This window comes from Mesorhizobium sp. B2-3-15 (genome assembly GCF_006442875.1).
GTDB classification, from domain to species: Bacteria; Pseudomonadota; Alphaproteobacteria; order Rhizobiales; family Rhizobiaceae; genus Mesorhizobium; species Mesorhizobium australicum.
Genome location: NZ_VFVO01000010.1, coordinates 94504 through 116708, shown reverse-complemented (window position 1 = coordinate 116708; position 22205 = coordinate 94504). Strand labels below are relative to the sequence as shown.

Sequence of the window (22205 nt, the reverse complement as noted above, 5' to 3'; positions counted from 1 at the left end):
GCCAAAAACGGCGGCGGGATATTGCCGTGCCGATATCCGCGGGTGCAATTGCTCTTCGTGAATGGGAGAAAATTCGCATGAATGGCGCCGATGTTCTGTGCGACGTGCTGTTGGCCAATGACGTGAATGTCTGCTTCGCCAATCCCGGCACATCCGAAATGCATTTCGTCGCGGCCCTCGACCGCAAGCCGGCGATGCGCTGCGTGCTCGGCCTGTTCGAGGGGGTGGTGACGGGTGCGGCCGACGGCTATGCGCGCATGACCGATCGTCCCGCCGCGACGCTGCTGCACACCGGCCCGGGCCTCGCCAATGGGCTGGCCAACATGCACAATGCAAGGCGCGCCTTCAGCCCGATGATCAATATCGTCGGGGACCATGCCTCCTACCATCTGCCGCTCGACGCGCCGCTCACCAGCGATATCGAGGGGCTGGCGGCGCCGATGTCGAAGTGGGTGCGCCGCATCGGAGGGCCCGCCGATGTCCAACCGGCCACGGAGGCGGCCTTTCGCGCCTCGCTGACACCGCCGGGTGTCACCACGCTGATCCTGCCGGCGGACGCGGCCTGGGGCGACGCCGACCCGGTTTCGCCCGGCAAGGTGGAACTCGCATCGCCGCCAGCCGTCGACATCGACGCCGTGCGAGCGGTGGCTACCGCGATCCGTGCCGCTCCCGGGCGCGCCGGCATGATCGTTCGGGGACGGGCGGCGCGGGCCGATGCCCTCGAGATCGCCGGCCAGATTTCAGCGGCCTGCGATGTCAGGCTGTTCAGCGAGGTTTTGATCGCGCGTATGCAGCGCGGGCGCGGGCGCGTCGCGCCGACGCGCATTCCCTATCCGGTCGACGCGGCGACGGCAGCGCTCAGGGATATCGATGTCCTTGTGCTGGTCGGCGGCAAGGAGCCGGTCGCCTTCTTCGCCTATCCGGGAAAACCGGGAAGGCTTGTTCGTGACGATTGCCAGGTGCTGACGCTCGCCGCCCATGGTCAGGATCTGCATGCGGCGCTGGAGGCGCTTCGCGACGAGCTGGGCGTCAAGCAATCGCAACCGGCGTTGGTTGCAAGCGCCTTTCCCGAGGAAGCAACGCCAACCGGCAGTTTGACGGAAGATGCCATTGCACTCTCCGTCGCCAAAAAGCTGCCGGGCGACGCGATCGTCTGCGACGAGGCCGTCACTTCGGCGCGACGTTTCTTCGCGCTGTCGGCCTTTGCCGCGCCGCACGACTACATGATGGGCACGGGCGGGTCGATCGGCGGCGGCATTCCGCTGGCGACAGGCGCGGCGATCGCCTGTCCCGGCCGCAAGGTGATCAATCTGGAGGCCGACGGTAGCGGCATGTACACGGTGCAGGGCCTGTGGACGCAGGCGCGGGAAAAGCTCGACGTGGTGACGATCGTCTTTTCCAACCGCACCTATGCGATCCTGCATGGCGAGATGCGCAATGTCGGGGTGAACGCGATCGGCGAAAATGCGAGGCGCATGCTCGACCTCGACCATCCGGCGCTGGACTGGGTGTCGCTGGCCAAAGGCATGGGCGTGGAGGCGGCGCGTGCCGACACCTGCGAGCGGTTCGACGCGCTGCTCGATGCTGCCTTGTCGCGGCGCGGGCCATTCCTGATCGAAGCGATAATCTGAGCAGCGCGAGACGAGCTACAGAGCCAGCTCGGAGACTTGGCTTACCAGCGGGTCTGTTCGCCAGGCGCCGCGGGCTCGATAGCCAGCGCGTGAACGCCCGCCTTCAACTCGTCGGCCAGCAGTTCGTTGACGGCGCGGTGGCGCTCAACGCGGCTCATGCCAACGAAATTCGCCGAGACGATGCGGACACGGAAATGTGTCTCGCCGGTACCATCGAACTCAGCGTGGTGACCGGATTCCACATGATGATGGCCGGCGTGAAGATGGCTTTCGTTGAGGATGACCAGCCGCTCGGGCGAAAATGCCTTGTTGAGCTTGTCTTCCATGGTCGCCTGTATGGACATCGTCTTCTCCCTTCACCACATATGGTTGGCGCGCCGCCGTGAAAACCCGAAATAGGTTTCGCCGGGCCGTTGGCGCGCAACAAAATCGGTCATCCGCCTGCTTTAAGCCGCGATTCAGCGGTTAGGGCGATCATCGCGAAAATGTCAATTCTTGTTTCGCATCTGCGAACGCCCCATAAATGGGTGAGATGAAGCCGTATCCCAAATATTTCGAGAAGATTCGCGTCCGCCCCGACAAGGACGCGGAGGTGAAGGCGCACGCGCCGATCTGCCAGTGGGATGGCTGCAAGGAGGCTGGGACGCATCGCGCGCCGGTCGGGCGCATGAAGGAGGGCGAGTATTTCCGCTTCTGCTTCGACCATGTGCGTGAGTACAACAAGGGCTTCAACTACTTCTCCGGCGTGCCGGACACCGAGGTGGCGCGCTTCCAGAAGGAAGCGATGACCGGCCACCGGCCGACCTGGAAAATGGGCGTCAACGGCGCCTCGACGCGTTCCTCGCCCGACATGGCGCAGATGCGCTCCGGCCGCGCAGGCTATTACAACCGCATGCGCGACCCATTCGACCTGTTCAAGGGACCGAAGGATCCGCGCGAGGCGCGCGAGCGCAAGGCCAAGCCGCTTGAGGCCAAGGCGCTGGAAACGCTTGGCCTTGATACAAAGGCGACTGGCAAGGACATCAAGGCGCGCTATAAGGAACTGGTGAGGCGTCACCATCCGGATGCGAATGGCGGCGACAGAGGTTCGGAAGACCGGTTCCGCGATGTGCTTCAGGCCTATCGCGTGCTCAAACAGGCGGGCCTGTGCTGAGCGACCCTATGGTTCGTGTCGTTTTCCAACTTTCATAAGGTTGGAAAAGGCTCTAAGACCGCCCCCGAACAAAATGGATTGCCGGCGAAACGCGACGTTTCGCCCGTGGAGACGTTGAGAGATATGAACAAGGTCGATCGCGACATCGCCAACCTGCCCGACGCGACGGTGTCGGTGAAGGAGAAATTCGGCTTCGAGTCCAAGATGGTGGTGCCAGCGTACTCGGTCACCAGCGAGCATGTGCCCGATGTCGATCCCGACTATCTGTTCGACAAGGCGACGACCTTGGCGATCCTCGCCGGCTTTGCCTACAACCGCCGCGTCATGGTGTCGGGCTATCACGGCACCGGCAAGTCGACCCATATCGAACAGGTCGCCGCCCGCCTCAACTGGCCTTGCGTGCGTGTCAATCTCGACAGCCATGTCAGCCGTATCGATCTCGTCGGCAAGGACGCGATCGTGGTCAAGGACGGCCTACAGATCACCGAATTTCGCGACGGCATCCTGCCCTGGGCCTACCAGCACAATGTCGCGCTTTGCTTCGACGAGTATGACGCCGGCCGTCCGGACGTGATGTTCGTCATCCAGCGCGTGCTGGAATCGTCCGGCCGCCTGACGCTGCTCGACCAGAGCCGGGTCATCCGCCCGCATCCGGCGTTCCGGCTGTTTTCGACCGCAAATACGGTTGGTCTGGGCGACACCACCGGCCTTTATCACGGCACCCAGCAGATCAACCAGGCGCAGATGGACCGCTGGTCGATCGTTACCACGTTGAACTATCTGCCGCACGACAATGAAGTGAACATCGTGCTTGCCAAGGCCAAGCATTATCGCGACACCAAGGGCAAGGACATCGTCAACAAGATGGTGCGCGTCGCCGACATGACGCGCTCGGCCTTCATCAATGGCGACCTGTCGACGGTGATGAGCCCGCGTACCGTCATCACCTGGGCCGAGAATGCCGAGATCTTCGGCGATGTCGGCATGGCGTTCCGGCTGACCTTCCTCAACAAGTGCGATGAGCTGGAGCGTTCGGTGGTTGCCGAGTTCTACCAGCGCGCCTTCGGCCAGGATCTGCCCGAGAGCGCGGCCAATGTGGTGCTGGGCTAAGCAGAGCCTCGATGGCGGGTCCGGGCGACAATACGCGCAACAAGTCCAAGACGGGGTCTGAAGCCGACAGCTTCAAGCGCGCCGTCACCGTCTGCATGCGCGCCATTGCCGGCGACAAGGAAATGGAAGTCGGCTTCGCCAAGGACAGGCCGGCGCTGGCGGGCAGCCGTGCGCGGCTGCCCGAATTGCCCAAGAAGGCATCGAAGTCCGACATCGCGATTACCCGCGGGCTCGGCGATTCCATGGCGTTGAAGCGCGCCTGCCATGATGTGCGCATCCACAGCAGACTGGCGCCGGAAGGCAAGGCCGCCCGTGCCATCTACGACGCGGTCGAACAGGCCCGCGTCGAGGCGATCGGCAGCCGCGCCATGCAGGGCGTGGCCGATAATATCGGCTCGATGCTGGAGGACAAATACACCAAGGCCAACCTCGTCGACGTCAAGGACAAGGCCGACGCGCCCATCGAGGAGGCGCTGGCGCTGATGGTGCGCGAAAAGCTGACTGGCCGGCCGGTGCCGAAGAGCGGCGAGCGGTTGGTCGAACTCTGGCGGCCCTGGGTCGAGGAGAAGGCCAAAGCCGACCTCGACGGCCTGTCGGAAAAGCTCGAGGACCAGCAGGCCTTCGCCCGCGTCGTGCGCGAGATGCTTGCCTCCATGGAAATGGCCGAGGAACTCGGCGACGACCAGGAGACCGAAGACTCCGAGGACAATGACGACAACCAGCCGCAAGGCGAGGAACAGAGCGAGGAGGGCGGCGAAGACGATTCCGGCTCCGAGCAGTCCCAGTCCGAGGACGCCGAGGCATCGGCCGACGACGAGCAGGCGGCCGAGACCGAAGCCTCCGATGCCACCGCCGACGATCTGTCCGATGATGACGATGCCGATGCCGAGACGCCCGGCGAGGCTAGGCGCAACGACAATCCCTTTACCAATCTGCCGAAGGAAATCGACTACAAGGTTTACACGTCAGCTTTCGACGAGACGGTCGGCGCGGAGGAGCTCTGCGAAGAGGAAGAACTCGACCGGCTGCGCGCTTTCCTCGACAAGCAACTTGCCAATCTGTCGGGCGTGGTCGGACGGCTCGCCAACCGGCTGCAGCGCCGGCTGATGGCGCAGCAGAACCGGTCCTGGGATTTCGACCTGGAAGAGGGCTATCTCGACCCGGCGCGGCTGGTGCGCGTCGTCATCGATCCGATGCAGCCGTTGTCGTTCAAGCAGGAGCGCGACACCAAGTTCCGCGACACGGTGGTGACGCTGGTGCTCGACAATTCCGGCTCGATGCGTGGCCGGCCGATCACGGTCGCCGCCACCTGTGCCGACATTCTGGCGCGCACGCTGGAGCGCTGCGGCGTCTCGGTCGAGATCCTCGGCTTCACCACGCGGGCCTGGAAGGGCGGACAAGCGCGCGAGAAGTGGCTGAAGGACGGCAAGCCGCCGAACCCCGGCCGCCTCAACGATCTGCGTCATATCATCTACAAATCCGCCGATCATCCATGGCGGCGGGCACGCCGCAACCTTGGCCTGATGATGCGTGAAGGCCTGCTCAAGGAGAATATCGACGGCGAGGCGCTGCTGTGGGCCCACAACCGGCTGATTGCCCGGCCCGAACAGCGCAAGATCCTGATGATGATCTCGGACGGCGCGCCGGTCGACGATTCCACGCTGTCGGTCAATCCGGGCAATTATCTCGAGCGGCATCTGCGCGCCGTCATCGAATTGATCGAGACGCGCTCACCGGTCGAGCTGCTGGCCATCGGCATAGGCCATGACGTCACGCGCTACTACAGGCGCGCCGTCACCATCGTCGATGCCGAGGAACTGGCCGGCGCCATGACCGAGCAACTGGCTTCGCTGTTTGCCGAGGAAAGCGCGAAGGATACGCGTCGCGGCGGCATGCGGCGCGCCGGATGATCTTTTCGCGAGGCGGGTTTAGGCAAACGCTTTTCGCCGCCATCGTCCTGCTCGCCGGTGTGGCTCCGGCAGGTTCGGCCGGCTCGGCTCCAGTCGAACCTGTCGCCGTCTCGGCACGCCCGATCACCGAATTCCACATTGGCCGCGCCGACAAGCAATTCGGTCCGCTCGAATTCGTCGGTGGGCTGGAAATGACCTCGCCATCGCGCGATTTCGGCGCGTTGTCGGCCTTTCGGTTTCTGAAAGCCGGCAGCGATTTCATCGGTGTTGCCGATACCGGTTACTGGTTCTTCGGCACTGTGACCCGCGATGCCGACAGGCGCCCCGTGGGCATCCAGAATTTTCGCATGCAGCAGATGGCCGACCAGGGCGGGCAGCCGATCGACGAAAAATGGGAAGTCGACGCCGAAGGCCTCGCGGTCAAGGACGGCATTGCCACCGTCGGTTTCGAGCGCAACCACCGTGTCTCCCAGTTCAGGATCGACCCGGACAACATGAAGGCGCCATTCAGGCAGCTGGATTTCCTGGTGCCGGCGTGGGAGCTGCGGCAGAACCGCGGCTTCGAGACAGTCACCCATTCAAATGCCAATGGTCAGCATGAAGGCGGCCTGGTCGTGGTCTCGGAGAAGAGCCTCGACAAATCAGGCAACATCTACGCCGCCATTATCGAAGGCCCGCATAGGGGCGTCTTCACTGTCAAGCGCAACGACGATTTCGACATCACCGACGGCGCCTTCCTACCGGATGGCGACCTCTTGCTGCTGGAGCGCAGTTTCACCATGGCGGGCGGCCTCAAGATGCGGCTGCGGCGCATTTATGGAGAGAGCGTCGAGAAGGGCGCCGTCGCCGACGGGCCGGTGCTGCTGCAAGCCGACATGGGCTACCAGATCGACAATATGGAAGGGCTCGATGTCTGGAGCCGGGATGACGGCGCGTTGATGGTGTCGCTGATCTCCGACGACAACCACTCGATCCTGCAGCGCAATCTCTATCTGGAATTCATTCTGCACCAGGATTGAGGGGCAGCCCCTTCGCGACGCTCATTGGCGATTTTTTTATGCGTCGGCCATTTCCGAGAATCCTGCCCTGACAAGCCAGGGGTTGCGCGGAGCTCGACAAGTCCAGACAGGTCCAAACACTGCTGCTGACGGCTCTGGTCTGGACCGCTAGCTGTTGGTGGCGATCCAGATGACATGGCGCGCGCCGCGCTTGCCGTTGGCGCGCGTGTTGACTTCCTCGACAGCGAAACCTGCCTGTTTCAACCGCCGCGTGAAGCCGGCATCCGGCCCTTGCGACCATACGGCCAGGACTCCGCCCGGTCTTAGGGCGGTGCGTGCGGCGGCGAGGCCAGCCACGCTGTAGAGCGCGTCATTGCCCTTGTGGACGATGCCTTCGGGGCCATTGTCGACGTCGAGCAGGATCGCGTCCCAGGCAATGGGTGCGGACCGTACGAGCTGACCGACATCGGTTTCGTGGATGGTGACGCGGGGATCATCGAGCGAGCCGGCAAAAATCTCGGCCATCGGGCCGCGCGCCCAGGCGACGACGGCCGGCACCAGTTCCGCGACGACGATCTCGGCATTGTCGCCCAATTCGGCGAGGGCAGCGCGCAGCGTAAAACCCATGCCGAGCCCCCCGATCAGGATTCTCGGCCGACGATGACCCGCAATCCTCTGGCAGCACAGTTTTGCCAGCGCTTCCTCGGAGCCGCTCAGCCGGCTGTTCATCAGCTCGTTGGTACCGAGCATGATCGAGAATTCAGAACCGCGCTGTTTCAGCCGCAGTTCCTGCTGGCCATCAGGCGTTTTCGCGGAGTCCAGCTGGATCCAGGGAATCACGACTTAGGCCGCGGCAACGGCCGGCTGGCTCCAGCGGGCGGCGAGAAGCCGGTAAGGGATCAGAGCCACGACAGCGATGATCAGTTTCACGCTGAGGTCGCCGAGCGCCCATGACACCCAGCGCATGGCGTCGACATGAAACACGCCCATCAATGGGGCGCTCTCCAGCGCAAACCCGTCGCTTGGGCCGACGAAGGCAAAGGCGGCTGAAAAGGCGACGCTGAAGAACACGAGGGTGTCGAACACCGATCCGACCAGCGTGCCGACGATCGGCGCCCGCCACCAGCTCTGCCGGCGCAAACGGTTGAACACGGTCACATCGAGCAATTGCGCGGACAGGAACGCCGCTCCGGAAGCCGCCGCGATGCGCACCAGCCGGTCGGCTGATGTCTCGAATTCGATCAGGCCATGGCGGAACAGGAAGGGCGGGACGAGGATCGAGCAGACCACGGCCGTCATGAAGCCGACAAAGACGATCCGGCGCGCCACGGCAGGCCCGTAACGGCGGTTGGCGAGGTCCGTGACCAGGAAAGAGAAGGGATAGGTGAAAGCGCCCCAGGTCAAAACGTCGGCGAGCGACAGGCCGCCGACGTTTCCCTGCATGGGAAACTGCACGAGGATGTTCGATGCCACGACGACAAGCGCCATGGCAGCTACGAAAGGCAGGTACCGCGAGAAAGAAGACATTTTTTTATCCTGGGTAATGGAACCAGCGGAGCATCATGCCGAGGCAGCGCTCGCTTCGTAATTGAGCGTCGGAATGTCGAACCTTGCGGATCTATCCGATGCTCAGCGGCCAGCAAAGAGGTTGGCCAGGCGGTCGTCCCCCGCCTTTATCTGGATGTTACGCAGCGACCTGCTCGGCAAGCTTCTTGGCGATCTGCTTCTTCAAGAGACGCGCGCGCTGCGACAGTTCCTTGACGTCGGCCTTGGCCAGGAAGGCATCGAGGCCGCCGCGATGTTCGACCGAACGCAGTGCGTTGGCCGAGATGCGCAGGCGTACATTCTGGTTCAGCGCTTCCGAAATGAGCGTCACATTGACGAGGTTCGGCAGGAAGCGACGCTTGGTCTTGTTGTTGGCGTGGCTCACATTGTTGCCGGTCTGGACTGCCTTGGCAGTGAGTTCGCAGGTGCGGGACATGGTTCTAACCTTCAGTTCTCTCGGGGCCTGCCAAACCTTTGTACCCGCGCCGGGTGGCGCGCGGTTCTAGTCAGGCGGCCTTATGGAAAAGTTGGCGTTCCATAGTTGCATTTCACCGGGTCGTCAAGCTCCGGCTTCCGCACGGAAGCGCCCGGCTTTTCATATTAAGGCCGGATTTCACCGTATAAGCGTTCTCATAGGGACACGCCAGACCGGAGTCGCCCGCCTCCGGCCGAAACCAAGGATCCGATCCCGCCATGCCTCGTTCGTCTCACGCGCTTGTTGCCGCGCTTGTCATCGCCTTGCCGACCGCTGCGTCCGCTGCCTCGCCGCAGTCGTTCAAGGGCGAATACACGGTGTCGTTCCTTGGTCTCTCGATCGCCAGATCGACCTTTTCCAGCCATTATGAGAACGGTGCCTACGCGATCGAAGGCAGTGTCTCGGCGGCGGGTCTGGCCAAGCTGTTCGACGACACGCGGGGCACGATCTCGTCAAAAGGCACGATTTCGGGCCAGAAAATGGTGCCGCAGGCGTTTCGGGCCGACTACACTTCCGGCAAGAAGGCGTCTTCGATCGACATTCGCTTTAGCAATGGCAACGTGACCTCGACGCGGGTGATCCCCGCTCCGGGCAAGCGCGATCCCAAGGCCTGGGTGCCGCTCGGCGCCGGCGACCTGGCATCGGTGCTCGATCCGATGGCGGCGACCGTCATCCATGCCGACAGCCTCGACCAGGTCTGTGGCCGCAAGGTCAAGTTCTACGATGGTGAGATGCGCGCCGACCTGACGCTGACCTACGCCTCGAAAGGAACGATCTCGGTGCCGGGCTACAAGGGCGACACCGTCACCTGCCAGATGGGTTTCGAGCCGGTGGCGGGTTATCGCAAGGGCCGCAAGGCGCTCAATTATCTCAAGAACAAAAGCCGCATGATGGTGACGTTTGCACCGCTCGGCCAAACCGGCGTATATGCGCCGATCCACGCCACGGTCGGAACGCAGATCGGCACCTTGACCATCAGCGCCAGACGGTTCGAAGCGGTACAATAAGGCACGCCACCGGGGACAGAACGGGCGCGCCACTGGAGACAAAATGGGGCGCGCGACACTGATCGGCTTTTCGGCGGTCGCCATGTGGGCATTGCTGGCGTTGCTGACGGATGCGTCCGGCAAGGTGCCGCCATTCCTGTTGTCGGCCATCACCTTCTCGATCGGCACAGGCGTAGGGTTTGTCGCGCGACTGTTCATGCCGGCCACCGACAGGAGCCAAAAGATCCCTCCTCAGGTCTGGGTGATCGGCATTGCCGGCCTCTTCGGCTACCACTTGTTCTACTTCACCGCGCTGCGCAACGCGCCGGCGGTCGAGGCGAGCCTGATTGCCTATCTCTGGCCGTTGCTGATCGTGCTGGGCTCGGCGCTGATGCCGGGCGAGAAGCTGGCCTGGAACCATGTCGTCGGCGCGCTGCTCGGCCTTGCCGGCACCGTGCTGATCGTCACCAAGGGCGGCGGCCTGGCTTTCGATGCGCGCTACGCCTTCGGTTACGCCATGGCCGCCGTCTGCGCCCTGCTATGGTCGTCCTATTCCTTGCTGTCTCGACGTTTCCCGTCGGTGCCGACCAGCATCGTCACCTGGTTCTGCGCGGCAACCGCCGTGCTGTCGCTCGTCTGCCACCTGGCGCTGGAACAAACGGTTCTGCCTGACGGCGCCGGCCAGTGGCTGGCCGTGCTCGGGCTCGGCCTGATGCCGGTGGGCGCGGCCTTCTATGCCTGGGACATCGGTGTCAAGCGCGGCAACATCCAGGTGCTGGGTGCCGCGAGTTACGCGGCGCCGCTGCTGTCGACGCTGGTGCTGATCGCGGCCGGCGTCGCCGAACCGTCGCTGCGCATTCTGGCCGCCTGTGTGCTCATCACCGGCGGCGCGGCGCTAGCGGCAAAATCGCTGTTCCTGCGCAAGCCGGCCACGGAGAGCGGAGCCGGGGCATCCGAAGACGGAGCCAGGGCATCCGAAGGCGAAGCCAGGGCATGACGATGCCGTTTGCTGGGGGCATCGACGCCAACGCCAATGCGACGCTGATCTTTTCGCTGGTGGCGGCGGTGATCTATGCCTTCACGCTTGGCATGCCGCCGACGCTGGCCCGCTCGGCGGCAAAGACAATTGCCGTTGCGATGCTCGCCGTACTCGCCGCAATACAAAGCGGGCCGCTGCTGCTGGTCGCCGCCCTTGCGCTGAGCGCCATTGGCGATGCCTTCTTGTCGCGCGACGGCGAAAAAGCCTTTCTGGGTGGACTGGCCAGTTTTCTCGTCGCCCACATCGTCTATGTCGCGTTGTTGCTGCGCAGCGGTGCCGGATTGGAGTTGCTTGGCGCCGAGCCCTGGCGCGGCGCGATCGCGCTGGCCACGGCGGTGTTCGCGATCGTCATGCTGGCGGCGCTTTGGCGTCGCGTTGGTCCCCGCTTGCATATACCGATTGCCGTCTATGTCGTGGCGATCCTAACGATGGGCATGTCGGCGCTAACGACAAGCAATGCCTGGGTGATCGGTGGCGCCGTGCTGTTCATGGCATCGGACGGGCTGCTCGCCATGGAGAAATTTTTAGTGGCGGCCGTCTCGCCGCATCGCGCTTGGATGCGTTTCACCGTGTGGGTCCTGTACTATGCCGCCCAACTGGCGATCACGCTGGGATTCCTGCTGGGCTAAATCGGCTTCGGCTGCCAGTCCGGCTCGGCCAGTTCGAAGGCGGCGAAATCAAAACCCGGCGCCACCGTGCAGCCGACCAGCGTCCATTCGCCCAGTGTGCGCGCCGATTGCCACCAGCCCGCCGGCACGATGATCTGCGGCCGTTCACCCGCCGCGAGCTCGACGCCGAGAACCTGCTCGATAATGGCGCCGCCTTCTTCCCACATCGACAGCGCCAGAGGCGCGCCGGCATAAAAGTGCCAAAGCTCGGCGGCGTCCCTGACCCGATGCCAGGCCGAAACCTGATGCTGTTCCAGCAGGAAATAGATGGCGGTCGAATGGCCGCGCGCACCACCGGCTTCGTCGCGAAAGGTTTCCGCGTACCAGCCGCCTTCCGGATGCGGCTTCAGGGCGAGCGTTGCTATGATTTCCGCGGAACTGGTCATCGGCAGAAGCTGGCATGGTGGTCAGAAATTGTCCTTGCGCTTGCGGATTTCGGCGAAGACCTCGGCATCCCCGGCCTTTTCCATGCCGAGATGCTTGCGGATTGCCGGATCGTGCCAGCGCAGGAAGGGATTGGTCGACAGTTCCTCGCCGATCGTCGTCGGCAGCGTCGGCTTGTTGTCGACCCGCAGCGCCTCGATCCGCGCGACGCGCTCCTTCAACGCCGAATTGGTGGGGTCGACGCTCAGTGCGAAACGGGCATTGCCGAGCGTGTATTCGTGGCCGCAATAGATTGTCGTCTCGGCGGGAAGAGCCGCGAGCTTCTTCAGCGATTCGTACATCACCGGCGGCTTGCATTCGAACAGCCGCCCACAACCCAGCGCAAACAGCGTATCCGCGGTGAACGCCACTTTCGATAACGGCAGATGGTAGGAGACATGGCCAGCGGTATGCCCGGGCGTGGCGATCACTTCGATGCGCTCATGGCCGAGATGCAGGACGGAGCCTTCTTCGACGGTTTCATCGATGCCGGGAATCTTGGCCTTTTCCGCCTCCGGGCCGACGATGCGCAGCTTGAAGCGCTCCTTGAGCGCCAGATTGGCCTCGACGTGATCCATATGATGATGCGTGGTCAGGATCATCGTCGGCGTCCAGCCGGTGCGCTTGATCGCGGCCAGGATCGGCGCTTCCTCGGGCGCGTCGATAATCGCGGTCTGGCCGCTTTCGGGGTCATGCACCAGCACGCCGAAATTGTCGGTACGGCACATGAATTGTTCGATTTCGACCGGCATCGCATTTCTCCATTTTCCGCCGCAGACATAGGGCGCCGCTGCGTGAATGTCATCCCGGATGAGAAAGCGAATGTCATCCCGGATGGCGAGCAAAGCGAATGTTATCGTGGGATGTCAAATTGACATCCGCCGTGACCGCCGCTTCGGCCTTTTGTTGAATCCGGCTGACATCACGGCTACATCCCTGACATGCATTCCGACATCGTCGACCTTCGTTCCTTCTATTCGACAACGCTCGGCCGGTTCGCCGAGCGCTCGATCACCATGGCGCTGTCGTCGATATGGGCCGCGGTGCCCAATGAGCGGCTGGTCGGTCTGGGCTATACCTTGCCCTGGCTGGAACGCTTCGGCACCGACGCGGAGCGGGTCTTCGCCTTCATGCCGGCGACCCAGGGCGCCGTGGTCTGGCCGGCGGCCGGGCCAACGGCGACGGCCCTGGTGTTCGACGAGGAACTGCCACTGGTCGATTCCTGCATCGACCGCATGCTGCTCGTCCATTCGCTCGAACACGTCGAAAACCCGCGTGAAACGCTGAACGAGATCTGGCGGGTGCTGTCGCCGGCCGGGCGCGTCGTCATCGTCGTGCCAAACCGGCGCGGTGTCTGGGCGCGCTTCGAACATACGCCGTTCGGCAATGGGCGGCCCTTCTCACGCGGGCAGCTCACCGAATTGCTGCGTGAGGCGAATTTCACGCCCGCCGCCTGGTCGGATGCGCTGTTCTTCCCGCCATCGCGGCGGCGTTTCATGATGCGCTTCCACAATGTGCTGGAGCGCGCCGGCCGGAGGCTGTGGCCGATCTTTTCCGGCGTCATTGTCGTCGAAGCGCAGAAACGGCTCTATCAAGGCGTGCCGGTGGCCCAGCGTGCGTCCCGCCGCGTCTTCGTGCCGGTGCTGTCGCCGCATGGCGCGACACGGCTCGGCCGGCGGGCCGAGGCAAGGGGTGTGGCATCGCCCCGGCAAGTGACACCTTCGTGATCGCGATGGAAACTTGCATCGCGCCGCGTCTTTCCGACCTATCTGTCGTGCTGGGCTCGCGGAGTGGTTGAGGGGCTGCCGCCGTCGGCTCCCTTCATCCGGTTTCAGCTTCGCTACTGAACGCAAGGACCTCGGCCATGGCTGATCAATTGGACAATCAGGCCACCATTCAGTCGGTCGCCGTCGCCAGCAGCCTGCGCGATCAGGTGGTGACGATCAAGCGGGCGCTGATCGGATCACCGGTTCGCAAGTGGTTGCTGTGGACGTTGCTCGGCATCATGGGCGTCATTATCGCGACGTCGATCGGCCAGGTCTTGCTCAACCGCTGGAACCAGCCGTTCTACGATGCCCTCGCGCGCCGCGACATGGCGGCCTTCCTGCATCAGCTGATGGTCTTTGCCATGATCGCCGGCGGACTGCTGGTGCTCAATATCGGCCAGACCTGGCTCAACCAGATGATCCGGCTGAAGTTGCGCGAGGCGCTGACGCTGGACCTGATCGACCAATGGATGCGGCCGGCGCGCGCCTTCCGGCTGGCCAATGCCGGCGCCATCGGCGTCAATCCCGACCAGCGCATGCAACAGGATGCCGCGCATCTCTCGGACCTGTCGACCGATCTTGGTGTCGGCCTGCTGCAGTCGTTCATCCTGCTCGTGTCCTTTGTCGGTGTGCTGTGGGAACTGTCTTCGGGCTTCGTCTTCCACGTCAACGGCTGGTCGCTGGCGATACCGGGCTACATGGTTTGGGCCGCGTTCCTCTATGCCGGTACCGCCTCGTGGCTGAGCTGGCTGGTCGGGCGGCCGCTCATCAGCCTCAACAGCGACCGCTATACGCGCGAAGCGGAACTGCGCTCCTCGATGGTGCGCGTCAACGAGAATGTCGATGCCATCGCGCTGTACCGTGGGGAGGATGACGCCAAGCGACGGCTGCAACTCGACCTCGGCACGGTGCTGGGCGCCATGCGGCGCATCTACACCGCCCAGATCAATCTGTCCTGGGTAACCGATACCTATGGCTGGATCACGGTCGTGGCGCCGATCCTGGTCGCCTCGCCGGTCTATTTCTCGGGGGATATCAGCTTTGGCGGGCTGATGATGGCGGTCGGGGCCTTCAACCAGGTCCACTCCTCCCTGCGTTGGTTCATCAACAACATCGGCAGCATTGCCGACTGGCGCGCCACGCTGATGCGTGTCGCCGACTTCCGCATCGCGCTCGATGAAACCGATGTGCTGCACGACAAGGAGAAGCGCATCGAATTCGCCGACAACGCCAATGGCAACCTGACGTTCGAGAAGCTTCAGGTGGCATCGCCGGACGGATGCACCAAGCTCGCCGACCAGCATGTCGAAATCCATGCCGGCGAGCGCGTCATGATCACCGGTGAACCGGGCGCCGGCAAGACGCTGTTCTTCCGCGCCATTGCCGGGCTGTGGCCGTGGGGCAGCGGGCGGATCGGCCTGCCGGCGGGGGAAACCATCATCTTCGTGCCGCGTGTGCCCTATTTGCCAGCCGGCACGCTGCGCGAGGTCCTCAATCACCCGAACGGGCATGCGCCGGCGAACGACGCCGACATTTCAGCGGTGCTTGCCGAGGTCGGTCTTGGACGGCTGTCGTCGTCGCTCGACCGCGTCGGACGCTGGGACCATGAGTTGGGCGATGACGAACAGCGATTGCTTGGCGTGGCCAGGCTCGCCTTGCGACAGCCAAAATGGGTGATCATCGACGAAGCCATGGATGCGTTCGACGGACCCTCGCTGCGGCGCGTGCTGTCGCTGCTGGAGAAGCGCCTGCCCGGCGCCGCGATCATCAACATCGGGCGCGGCCAGCACAACAATCAGTTCTTCCCGCGTTCCCTGACGATCGTTAAGGATTCCGACGCGCCCGCGCTGAAACCTGCCCACGTCAGGGCGGGTGCCATCGAGCCGCCGCCAGCCGCGGCAAGCCTCCACCACAGGAAGTAGCAGTTTTTCCCCCGTTGCGGCCCGTTGCCTGGCCGCCAAGGCCCTGGCGGTCGGCATCTCGCTGCCGGACGAGAAGGAATGCGCCCTGCAACGCGCCGTGCTCGATCGCTGAGCTGTCGCCGGTCAGGCCGGTGGAATTCCAAACTTGCCACGAACTTCGTCGTAGAGGTCGCGCCGCCAGCGGCGGCCGTGGAGATAACCGTTGATCAGTTCCGGCAATGAATAACCAAGCGCATCAGACGAGCGGTTGGCCATGTATCCTGCAAATGCCTGTGGTATTCGCCCCCGGAGAATATCGGCGATGATCTGCCGCGTGATCATAAAGGGAGGGACATGGGGGTAGGAGCGAGCGATGTGCGGATGCTTACTCATCAGGATCGCGTAGGCTTCGACATAGCCGTCCCTGCGGCCTGAAATCGAATTCTGCGAATTGTGCTTCGTCCAGTCGATATCTTCCGATAATTGCGCGCCGAAGCGCTGTGCGAAGCGCAGCAGAAGCTCGCGGTCCTGCATCCGGGGAATGTCGCTGTCATAGCCGCCGATGGCCAGCAAAGCCTCGCGTCTGGCTGTTATAGCCGATCCGGCTATGAAGGCCGTCTGCGCGACCACCGCCCGCTCCAGCATTGGCGGGTTCAGAAAAGCGCCGCGGTTAACGCAGGCGGTGCCGCGGCCACCCTTCACCGAGACATATGAGGAGAGCAGGACTTCGAGCGCTGGATTGTCGTCGAACCATGCCAGCGTCCGTTCGAGCCGGTGCGGCAGGAAGAGATCGTCCGAATCAAGAAAAGTCACCACGGGCGCCCGGGCTAGCTCGATGCCGGCATTCCTGGCGGCATTGGCGCCGCGCCACTTCGCGCCGACATAGATCAGCCGGGGGTCATGGATGCGGGCGAGCGCCGCCTCGGTCCCGTCCGTCGAACCATCGTCGACGACGATATGTTCAAATCGCGGCATGCTCTGGGAAAGCACGCTTTCGACGGCGCGGAGCACCGTTTCGCGCCGGTTGTGAGTCGGCGTGATCACCGTGACGAGGGGCGCCTGTTCGGTCTTCCCGATCATATCACGTAGGCCGCCTCCAGCGCGTAAACACCCTTCGCGCGAGGTCCTTTGATCATCGGGATGGCTAAATGGATCGGACTTCCCCCTGGATGGGCCTCATCGGATTCGGTGCGACGCTACAAAAAACAACCTGCCATGTCACCCCGTCGTGCCGTCGTTCGACCGACCAGGCATGATGAATTCCAGCTCATGGCGCTTCAACTGCAACACTTTCGCACCCGCTGAAAGACGCGCGGCCACCCTCAAGGATTGGCAGTCGCGCCTGCGGGCGTCGCCCATTTCATTATCGCTTCAGCAGGAACACTGCTTGTTGGCCAAAGAAATTCCAGAACCACCATGGCATCGACAGGCCGATCTTCTGGCCGTTGGCGTCGAGCGCGGTCGCCTTCTCCACTGTCGCGCCAAGCTCTTCGCACAAATTGACGAAGTCTCGGATCGTGCAGAAGTGGATGTTGGGCGTGTCGTACCAGGAATAGGGCAGGTCGCTGGTCACAGGCATGCGGCCCTTGACGAACAGCGACAGGCGCACCCGCCAGTGACCGAAATTGGGGAAAGACACGATTGCCCGGTTGCCGATCCTGAGCAGCTCGTCGAGCACCAGCTTCGGGTTGCGGGTGGCCTGCAGGGTCTGCGACAGGACAACGAAGTCAAAGCCCTTGTCGGGATAGAATTCGAGATCGGTGTCGGCGTCGCCCTGGATGACACTGAGACCGCGCGCCACGCATTCGTTGACGCCACGCTGCGACAGCTCGAGTCCGCGACCGTCGACCTGCTTGGTGTCCTGCAGCAATTCGAGCAATGAGCCGTCGCCCGAGCCGACGTCGAGCACACGCGATTGCGGCGGGATGAGGTTGGCGACGACCTCGAGGTCGACGCGTTGGCTGCCGTTGACGCTCATGGCTTCGCCTCGTGGACGGCGCATGGCCTTGGTCCGAAACGTCTGCAACTTTTCGGGGTCATGGCTTCGCCGTTCTGTTTGGCGCACGAGCTTGATCCGAAACGTCTGCAACTTTTCGGGGTCATGCGCTGAGCCCCCTGGCGCGCGCGGCCGAGCCGATGAAGCCGTTGATGGCGGCAAACAGTTCCGGCTCGTCGAGCAGGAAGGCGTCGTGGCCGCGATCGGTCTCGATCTCGACGAAGGATACCGAGGCGCCGGCGGCGTTGAGTGCGTGGACGATGGAGCGGCTCTCTTCGGTCGGGAACAGCCAGTCCGATGTGAAGGACACCAGGCAAAAGCGGGTTTTCGTGCCGGCGAAGGCGTCGGCCAGCCGGCCGCCATGGTCGGCGGCGAGGTCGAAATAATCCATCGACCGCGTCATGTAGAGATAGGAGTTGGCATCGAAGCGGTCGACGAAGGTCATGCCCTGGTGGCGCAGATAGCTCTCGATCTGGAAGTCGGCATCGAAGCCGAAGGTCAGCGCTTCGCGGTCCTGCAAATTGCGGCCGAATTTGCGGTGCAGGGCGGCTTCCGACAGATAGGTGATGTGGGCGGCCATGCGCGCCACCGCCAGCCCTTTCTCCGGGCGCTTGCCGTGTTCGAAATATTTGCCGCCATGCCAGTCCGGATCGGCCATCACAGCCTGCCGCCCGACTTCGTGGAAGGCGATGTTCTGTGACGAATGGCGCGCCCCCGTGGCGATCGGCAGCGCCGAGAACACGCGCTCGGGATAGCTCGACGCCCATTCCAGAACCTGCATGCCGCCCATCGAGCCGCCGAGCACGCAGAACAGTTTCTCGATGCCGAAATGGTCGATCAGCATCTGCTGCGCGCGCACCATGTCGCGGATGGTGATGACCGGCAGGTCGAGGCCATAGGGTTTACCGGTGGCCGGGTTGGTCGAGGCCGGGCCGGTGGAACCCAGGCAGCCGCCGATGACATTGGAGCAGATGACGAAGAAGCGGCTGGTATCGATGATCCTGCCCGGTCCGATCAGCACTTCCCACCAACCGGGCTTGCCGGTTACCGGATTGGTGCTGGCGACATGCTGGTCGCCCGTCAGCGCGTGGCAGACGAGGATGGCATTGGAGCGGGCATCGTTCAGCGTGCCATAGGTCTGGTAGGCGATCTGGAACGGCGACAGCAGCGTGCCGGCGTCGAGCTTGAGCGGCTTGTCGGGTCCGAAACGTAACACCGGGCTCGACGGTTGGTCGGCCTCGTTGTTGGTCTTTCCTGCACGCAGAGCGGCCATCACGTCTCTCTTGCTGCACCGTGCGCTCGTGGAAATCGCTGCCGATCTCCGCCGCCGATGCGTCCGTCCGGCCGGTCGCGGACAACAAAAAACCGGCATTGCCTTCGCAAAGCCGGTTACGTCACGCAAACGGCCCTTTAGCGAATTGTTTAACGTGGCTGCAAGCCGACCGGCCAAATCACCACGGAACTGTCAATCGTCTTTCTAGAACCCGCCTGCCTCGCCGTCAATGGCGGCGGCTGGCACCACTGCCACCTCTCGACATTGCGTGCCATGGCTTGTATTTCCGCAGCGGCCTCCGGATGGAGGCGTTTTCGACGGATTTTGCAAGATATGAACCAGACACCGGATCAGGCACGTCCAACTCCGCGCGCGGGCATCATGGACATAGAGGCCTATGTGCCCGGCAAAAGCTCGGCGGCCGCCGGTGTGGCCAAGGTCTACAAGCTGTCGTCGAACGAGAATCCGCTTGGGCCTTCGCCGAAGGCGATCGAGGCCGCGCGCGAGGTCGCCGGCAAACTCGACATCTATCCCGACGGCAGCGCCAAGCGGTTGCGCGAGGCTATCGCCGAGGTGCATGGCCTCAACGCGCAAAACATCATCTGCTCCAACGGGTCGGACGAGATCCTCGGCCTGTTGGCGCAGACCTATCTCGCGCCCGGCGACGAGGCTATGTTCACCGAACACGCCTTCATGGTCTACAAGATCTACATCCAGTCGGCAGGTGCCACCCCGGTCGTGGTCAAGGAGACCGACGAGCGCGCCGACATCGACGCGATGCTGGCGGCCGTCACGCCGCGCACGAAAATCGTGTTCCTGGCCAATCCCAACAACCCGACCGGCACCTATGTGCCGTTCCAGGAGGTGCGCCGCCTTCATGCCGGACTGCCGGGAAACGTGCTGCTGGTGCTCGACGCGGCCTACGCCGAATATGTCCGCCGCAACGATTACGAAGCCGGCATCGAGCTGGCCGGCAGCGCCGAGAACGTGGTGATGACCCGCACCTTCTCCAAGATCGGGCTCGGCGGCGCGCGCATCGGCTGGATGTATGGTCCCCTGCATATCGTCGACGCCATCAATCGTGTACGCGGCCCCTTCAACGTCAATGCGACAGCGATCGAGGCCGGCATCGCCGCGATCCGCGACCGTGCCCATGTCGAGCGTAGCGTGGCGCATAACGAGACCTGGCTCACCTGGCTGAGCGGCGAAATGACCGGGCTCGGGCTGCGCGTGACGCCGAGCGTTGGCAATTTCCTGCTCATTCATTTTCCCGACGATCAGAAGCATTCCGCGGCGGCGGCTGACGATTATCTGAGCGCGCGCGGCTATATTCTGCGGCGCGTTTCAGGTTACGGCTTTCCCAACGCGCTTCGCATGACCGTCGGCACTGAAGAGGCCAATCGCGGCGTTGTCGCCGCGCTCACGACATTCCTGAAAAGCTAGAACGTCTAAAGAGCTGGAACACCATGGCATCACCGATGTTCGAAAAGATCGCGCTGGTCGGTATCGGCCTGATCGGCTCGTCTCTGGCCCGCGTCATCCGACGCGAGGGCTTGGCTCGCCATGTCGCCATCTCGACGCGCAGTGCGGCAACGCTCAAGCGAGCCGAGGAACTGGGCCTTGGCGATTCCTACACCATCGATGCCGGGGACGCGGTGCGTGATGCCGATCTGGTCGTTGTCTCGGTGCCGGTCGGCTCATCCGGCGCTGTAGCGGAGGAAATCGCGCCGGCGCTGAAAAAGGGGGCGATCCTCACCGATGTCGGCTCGACCAAGGCCTCGGTCATCGCGCAGATGCAGCCGCATGTGCCTGAAGGCGTCCATTTCATTCCTGGCCATCCGCTGGCGGGCACCGAAAAATCCGGCCCGGATGCCGGGTTTGCCGACCTGTTCGACAACCGCTGGTGCATCTTCACGCCGGTGCCGGGCACCGATCCGGAAGCGCTGGAACGGCTGTCGGAATTCTGGCGCCGCTGCGGCGCCAACATCGACACGATGGACCCGCAGCATCACGACATGACGCTGGCCATCGTCTCGCATCTGCCGCACATCATCGCCTACAACATCGTCGGCACCGCCGACGATCTGGAATCGGTGACCAAGACGGAAGTGATCAAATATTCCGCCTCCGGTTTTCGCGATTTCACGCGTCTGGCTGCCTCCGATCCGACCATGTGGCGGGACGTGTGCCTGCACAACAAGGATGCCATCCTGGAAATGTTGGCGCGGTTCTCGGAAGACCTGGCGTTCCTGCAGCGCGCCATCCGCTGGGGCGACGGCGACAAGCTCTTCGACCTGTTCACCCGCACCCGCGCCGTGCGCCGCTCGATCATCGAGGCGGGCCAGGATATCGACGCGCCCGATTTTGGCCGCCAGGCGGTCGAGCATCCGGCAAAGAGCTAGGTGATTTCAACCGGCCAGGCGGTTGCCATCATGGCGAGCGTCTCCGCCCGATCCGGCGCGCCCAGCCGGCCGCCGAAGCGCAGGCACTTGAGCGCGGCGGCCGCGCTGGCAAAGCGCAGTGCGTGCTCGACCGCCATGGCTTCCGCCAGCCCGACGGCAAAGGCGCCATGAAAGACATCGCCGGCGGCCAGCGTGTCGACCGCCTTGACCCTCGGTGCCTCGACATGGCGGGATGATCCGGCGCTTCGGTCGAACCACCAGGTACCCGCCGCGCCGCCGGTGACCGCGACGAACGCATCGGTGCGGGACGCCAAATCGGTGCAGGCGGTCTCCAGATCCAGCGCGTGGCCGCATATGATGCGGACCGCCGGCTCCGAGGCGACGATGTGCGAGGCGAGCGGCAATAATCGCTCCAGTACCGCCAGGGGCGCGGTATCGGCATCGAGTATGGCTGGGCGGCCGGCGGCGCGCGCCGCCTTAAGGGCAAGCGCCGCGGCGCCCGGCCAGCGCACGTCGGCCAGTACGGCGTCGAATGCCGTTATGTCGGTGAACGGCAAAACCTCGGGATCGGCCTGCGCGCGCGCGTCGTAGAAAGGCACGATGATCCGCTCGCCATGCGCATCGACCAGGATCGAGGCCAGTGCCGAGCGGGCGCCGCTGACGCGGCGTACATGGCTGCAATCGACGCCCTCGGCCTCTATCCCGGCAATCAGCAGATCGCCGACCGGATCGTCGCCGGCGCTAGCCCATAGCGACACCTCGGCACCCAGGCGATGCGCGGCGCAGGCCGCGCTCGTCGCCATGCCCGAGGCGATCTGGATGCCGTCCGAGGCGATGAATTTTCCCTGATGCGTGGGCAGTGATTCGACACGAAGAATGGTGTCAAGCGTCAGTGCGCCGACGCTCAGCAGCTTTGCCGGCCCCGCCAT

The 22205-nt window shown here is 63.7% G+C and carries 22 protein-coding genes and 1 riboswitch; of the genes, 12 read left to right on the top strand and 10 right to left on the bottom strand.

Translation table 11 applies throughout. The annotated features are described in order from the left end of the window. Nucleotides 1-77: 77 nt before the first annotated feature. Nucleotides 78-1631 carry an acetolactate synthase large subunit gene (locus FJ954_RS20805; protein ID WP_140662870.1) on the top strand — a complete coding sequence of 518 codons (1554 nt, stop codon included), beginning with the start codon at nt 78-80 and terminating at the stop codon, nt 1629-1631. Nucleotides 1632-1672: 41 nt separating this feature from the next. On the opposite strand, the gene FJ954_RS20800 is transcribed toward FJ954_RS20805, so the two are convergent. Continuing rightward, nucleotides 1673-1975, bottom strand: a complete 303-nt coding sequence (locus FJ954_RS20800) for a BolA family protein (RefSeq protein ID WP_015315504.1) — start codon at nt 1973-1975, stop codon at nt 1673-1675. A 179-nt stretch (nt 1976-2154) separates the two neighbouring features. On the opposite strand from FJ954_RS20800, the gene FJ954_RS20795 reads away from it, so the two are divergent. The 4 genes from FJ954_RS20795 to FJ954_RS20780 all read left to right on the top strand — a co-directional run bounded on the left by FJ954_RS20795 (nt 2155) and on the right by FJ954_RS20780 (nt 6823). Further along, complete coding sequence (locus FJ954_RS20795) at nt 2155-2784, top strand: J domain-containing protein (protein ID WP_140662868.1); 630 nt, start codon at nt 2155-2157, stop codon at nt 2782-2784. 123 nt (nt 2785-2907) lie between these two features. Continuing rightward, a complete protein-coding gene (gene cobS, locus FJ954_RS20790; RefSeq protein WP_140616804.1) occupies nt 2908-3894 on the top strand; it encodes a cobaltochelatase subunit CobS in 987 nt (328 codons plus the stop codon). A gap of 11 nt (nt 3895-3905) precedes the next feature. Next, nucleotides 3906-5804, top strand: a complete 1899-nt coding sequence (gene cobT / locus FJ954_RS20785; RefSeq protein WP_140616805.1) for a cobaltochelatase subunit CobT — start codon at nt 3906-3908, stop codon at nt 5802-5804. Next, entirely contained in the window at nt 5801-6823 is a 1023-nt protein-coding gene (locus FJ954_RS20780) for an esterase-like activity of phytase family protein (protein ID WP_140662866.1), read from the top strand. The genes cobT and FJ954_RS20780 overlap by 4 nt, the downstream gene beginning before the upstream one ends. 147 nt (nt 6824-6970) lie before the next feature. Here the strand turns inward: FJ954_RS20780 and FJ954_RS20775 are convergent, their stop codons facing one another. From FJ954_RS20775 to rpmB, 3 genes are all read right to left on the bottom strand, one after another. Further along, nucleotides 6971-7642 (bottom strand): hypothetical protein, encoded by a 672-nt coding sequence (locus FJ954_RS20775; RefSeq protein ID WP_140662864.1) that lies wholly within the window; start codon nt 7640-7642, stop codon nt 6971-6973. 3 nt (nt 7643-7645) lie between these two features. After that, complete coding sequence (locus FJ954_RS20770; protein WP_140662862.1) at nt 7646-8329, bottom strand: queuosine precursor transporter; 684 nt, start codon at nt 8327-8329, stop codon at nt 7646-7648. A gap of 157 nt (nt 8330-8486) precedes the next feature. Continuing rightward, nucleotides 8487-8783, bottom strand: coding sequence for a 50S ribosomal protein L28 (gene rpmB, locus FJ954_RS20765; RefSeq protein WP_010911765.1), 297 nt, complete (start codon nt 8781-8783; stop codon nt 8487-8489). 257 nt (nt 8784-9040) lie between these two features. On the opposite strand from rpmB, the gene FJ954_RS20760 reads away from it, so the two are divergent. Genes FJ954_RS20760 through FJ954_RS20750 form a run of 3 tightly spaced genes read left to right on the top strand, consistent with a single transcriptional unit; the run spans nt 9041 to nt 11476 of the window. Then, nucleotides 9041-9829 (top strand): DUF3108 domain-containing protein, encoded by a 789-nt coding sequence (locus FJ954_RS20760; RefSeq protein ID WP_015315511.1) that lies wholly within the window; start codon nt 9041-9043, stop codon nt 9827-9829. Nucleotides 9830-9872: 43 nt separating this feature from the next. Beyond that, on the top strand, nt 9873-10805 hold the full coding sequence (locus tag FJ954_RS20755) for an EamA family transporter (protein ID WP_140662860.1): 933 nt from the start codon (nt 9873-9875) through the stop codon (nt 10803-10805). Then, on the top strand, nt 10802-11476 hold the full coding sequence (locus tag FJ954_RS20750; protein WP_140662859.1) for a lysoplasmalogenase family protein: 675 nt from the start codon (nt 10802-10804) through the stop codon (nt 11474-11476). Before FJ954_RS20755 ends, FJ954_RS20750 begins: the two co-directional genes overlap by 4 nt. On the opposite strand, the gene FJ954_RS20745 is transcribed toward FJ954_RS20750, so the two are convergent. Next, nucleotides 11473-11901, bottom strand: a complete 429-nt coding sequence (locus FJ954_RS20745) for a cupin domain-containing protein (protein ID WP_140662858.1) — start codon at nt 11899-11901, stop codon at nt 11473-11475. The two genes, FJ954_RS20750 and FJ954_RS20745, sit on opposite strands and share 4 nt — an antisense overlap. Nucleotides 11902-11922: 21 nt before the next feature. Next, entirely contained in the window at nt 11923-12690 is a 768-nt protein-coding gene (gene gloB / locus FJ954_RS20740; RefSeq protein WP_140662856.1) for a hydroxyacylglutathione hydrolase, read from the bottom strand. Nucleotides 12691-12879: 189 nt separating this feature from the next. On the opposite strand from gloB, the gene FJ954_RS20735 reads away from it, so the two are divergent. Together FJ954_RS20735 and FJ954_RS20730 are read left to right on the top strand one after the other, a co-directional pair. Further along, entirely contained in the window at nt 12880-13665 is a 786-nt protein-coding gene (locus tag FJ954_RS20735; protein ID WP_015315516.1) for a methyltransferase domain-containing protein, read from the top strand. Between the two features lie 137 nt (nt 13666-13802). Then, nucleotides 13803-15626 (top strand): ABC transporter ATP-binding protein/permease, encoded by a 1824-nt coding sequence (locus FJ954_RS20730; RefSeq protein WP_140662855.1) that lies wholly within the window; start codon nt 13803-13805, stop codon nt 15624-15626. Nucleotides 15627-15749: 123 nt separating this feature from the next. Here the strand turns inward: FJ954_RS20730 and FJ954_RS20725 are convergent, their stop codons facing one another. The 3 genes from FJ954_RS20725 to FJ954_RS20715 form a co-directional block, all read right to left on the bottom strand. After that, the gene (locus FJ954_RS20725; protein ID WP_140616813.1) at nt 15750-16685 is read right to left on the bottom strand and encodes a glycosyltransferase family A protein; all 936 of its coding nucleotides are present in this window, start codon (nt 16683-16685) and stop codon (nt 15750-15752) included. Between the two features lie 283 nt (nt 16686-16968). Further along, nucleotides 16969-17583 carry a methionine biosynthesis protein MetW gene (gene metW, locus FJ954_RS20720; protein ID WP_015315519.1) on the bottom strand — a complete coding sequence of 205 codons (615 nt, stop codon included), beginning with the start codon at nt 17581-17583 and terminating at the stop codon, nt 16969-16971. A 121-nt stretch (nt 17584-17704) separates the two neighbouring features. Further along, nucleotides 17705-18874, bottom strand: a complete 1170-nt coding sequence (locus FJ954_RS20715; RefSeq protein WP_015315520.1) for a homoserine O-acetyltransferase — start codon at nt 18872-18874, stop codon at nt 17705-17707. A gap of 117 nt (nt 18875-18991) precedes the next feature. Continuing rightward, nucleotides 18992-19069, bottom strand: a riboswitch (SAM riboswitch). Between the two features lie 138 nt (nt 19070-19207). Here FJ954_RS20715 and hisC point away from each other — a divergent pair. Further along, complete coding sequence (hisC, locus tag FJ954_RS20710) at nt 19208-20317, top strand: histidinol-phosphate transaminase (RefSeq protein ID WP_015315521.1); 1110 nt, start codon at nt 19208-19210, stop codon at nt 20315-20317. A 23-nt stretch (nt 20318-20340) separates the two neighbouring features. Next, entirely contained in the window at nt 20341-21276 is a 936-nt protein-coding gene (locus tag FJ954_RS20705) for a prephenate/arogenate dehydrogenase family protein (RefSeq protein WP_015315522.1), read from the top strand. Here FJ954_RS20705 and FJ954_RS20700 read toward each other — a convergent pair. Continuing rightward, entirely contained in the window at nt 21273-22205 is a 933-nt protein-coding gene (locus FJ954_RS20700) for a sugar kinase (RefSeq protein ID WP_015315523.1), read from the bottom strand. The genes FJ954_RS20705 and FJ954_RS20700 overlap by 4 nt on opposite strands.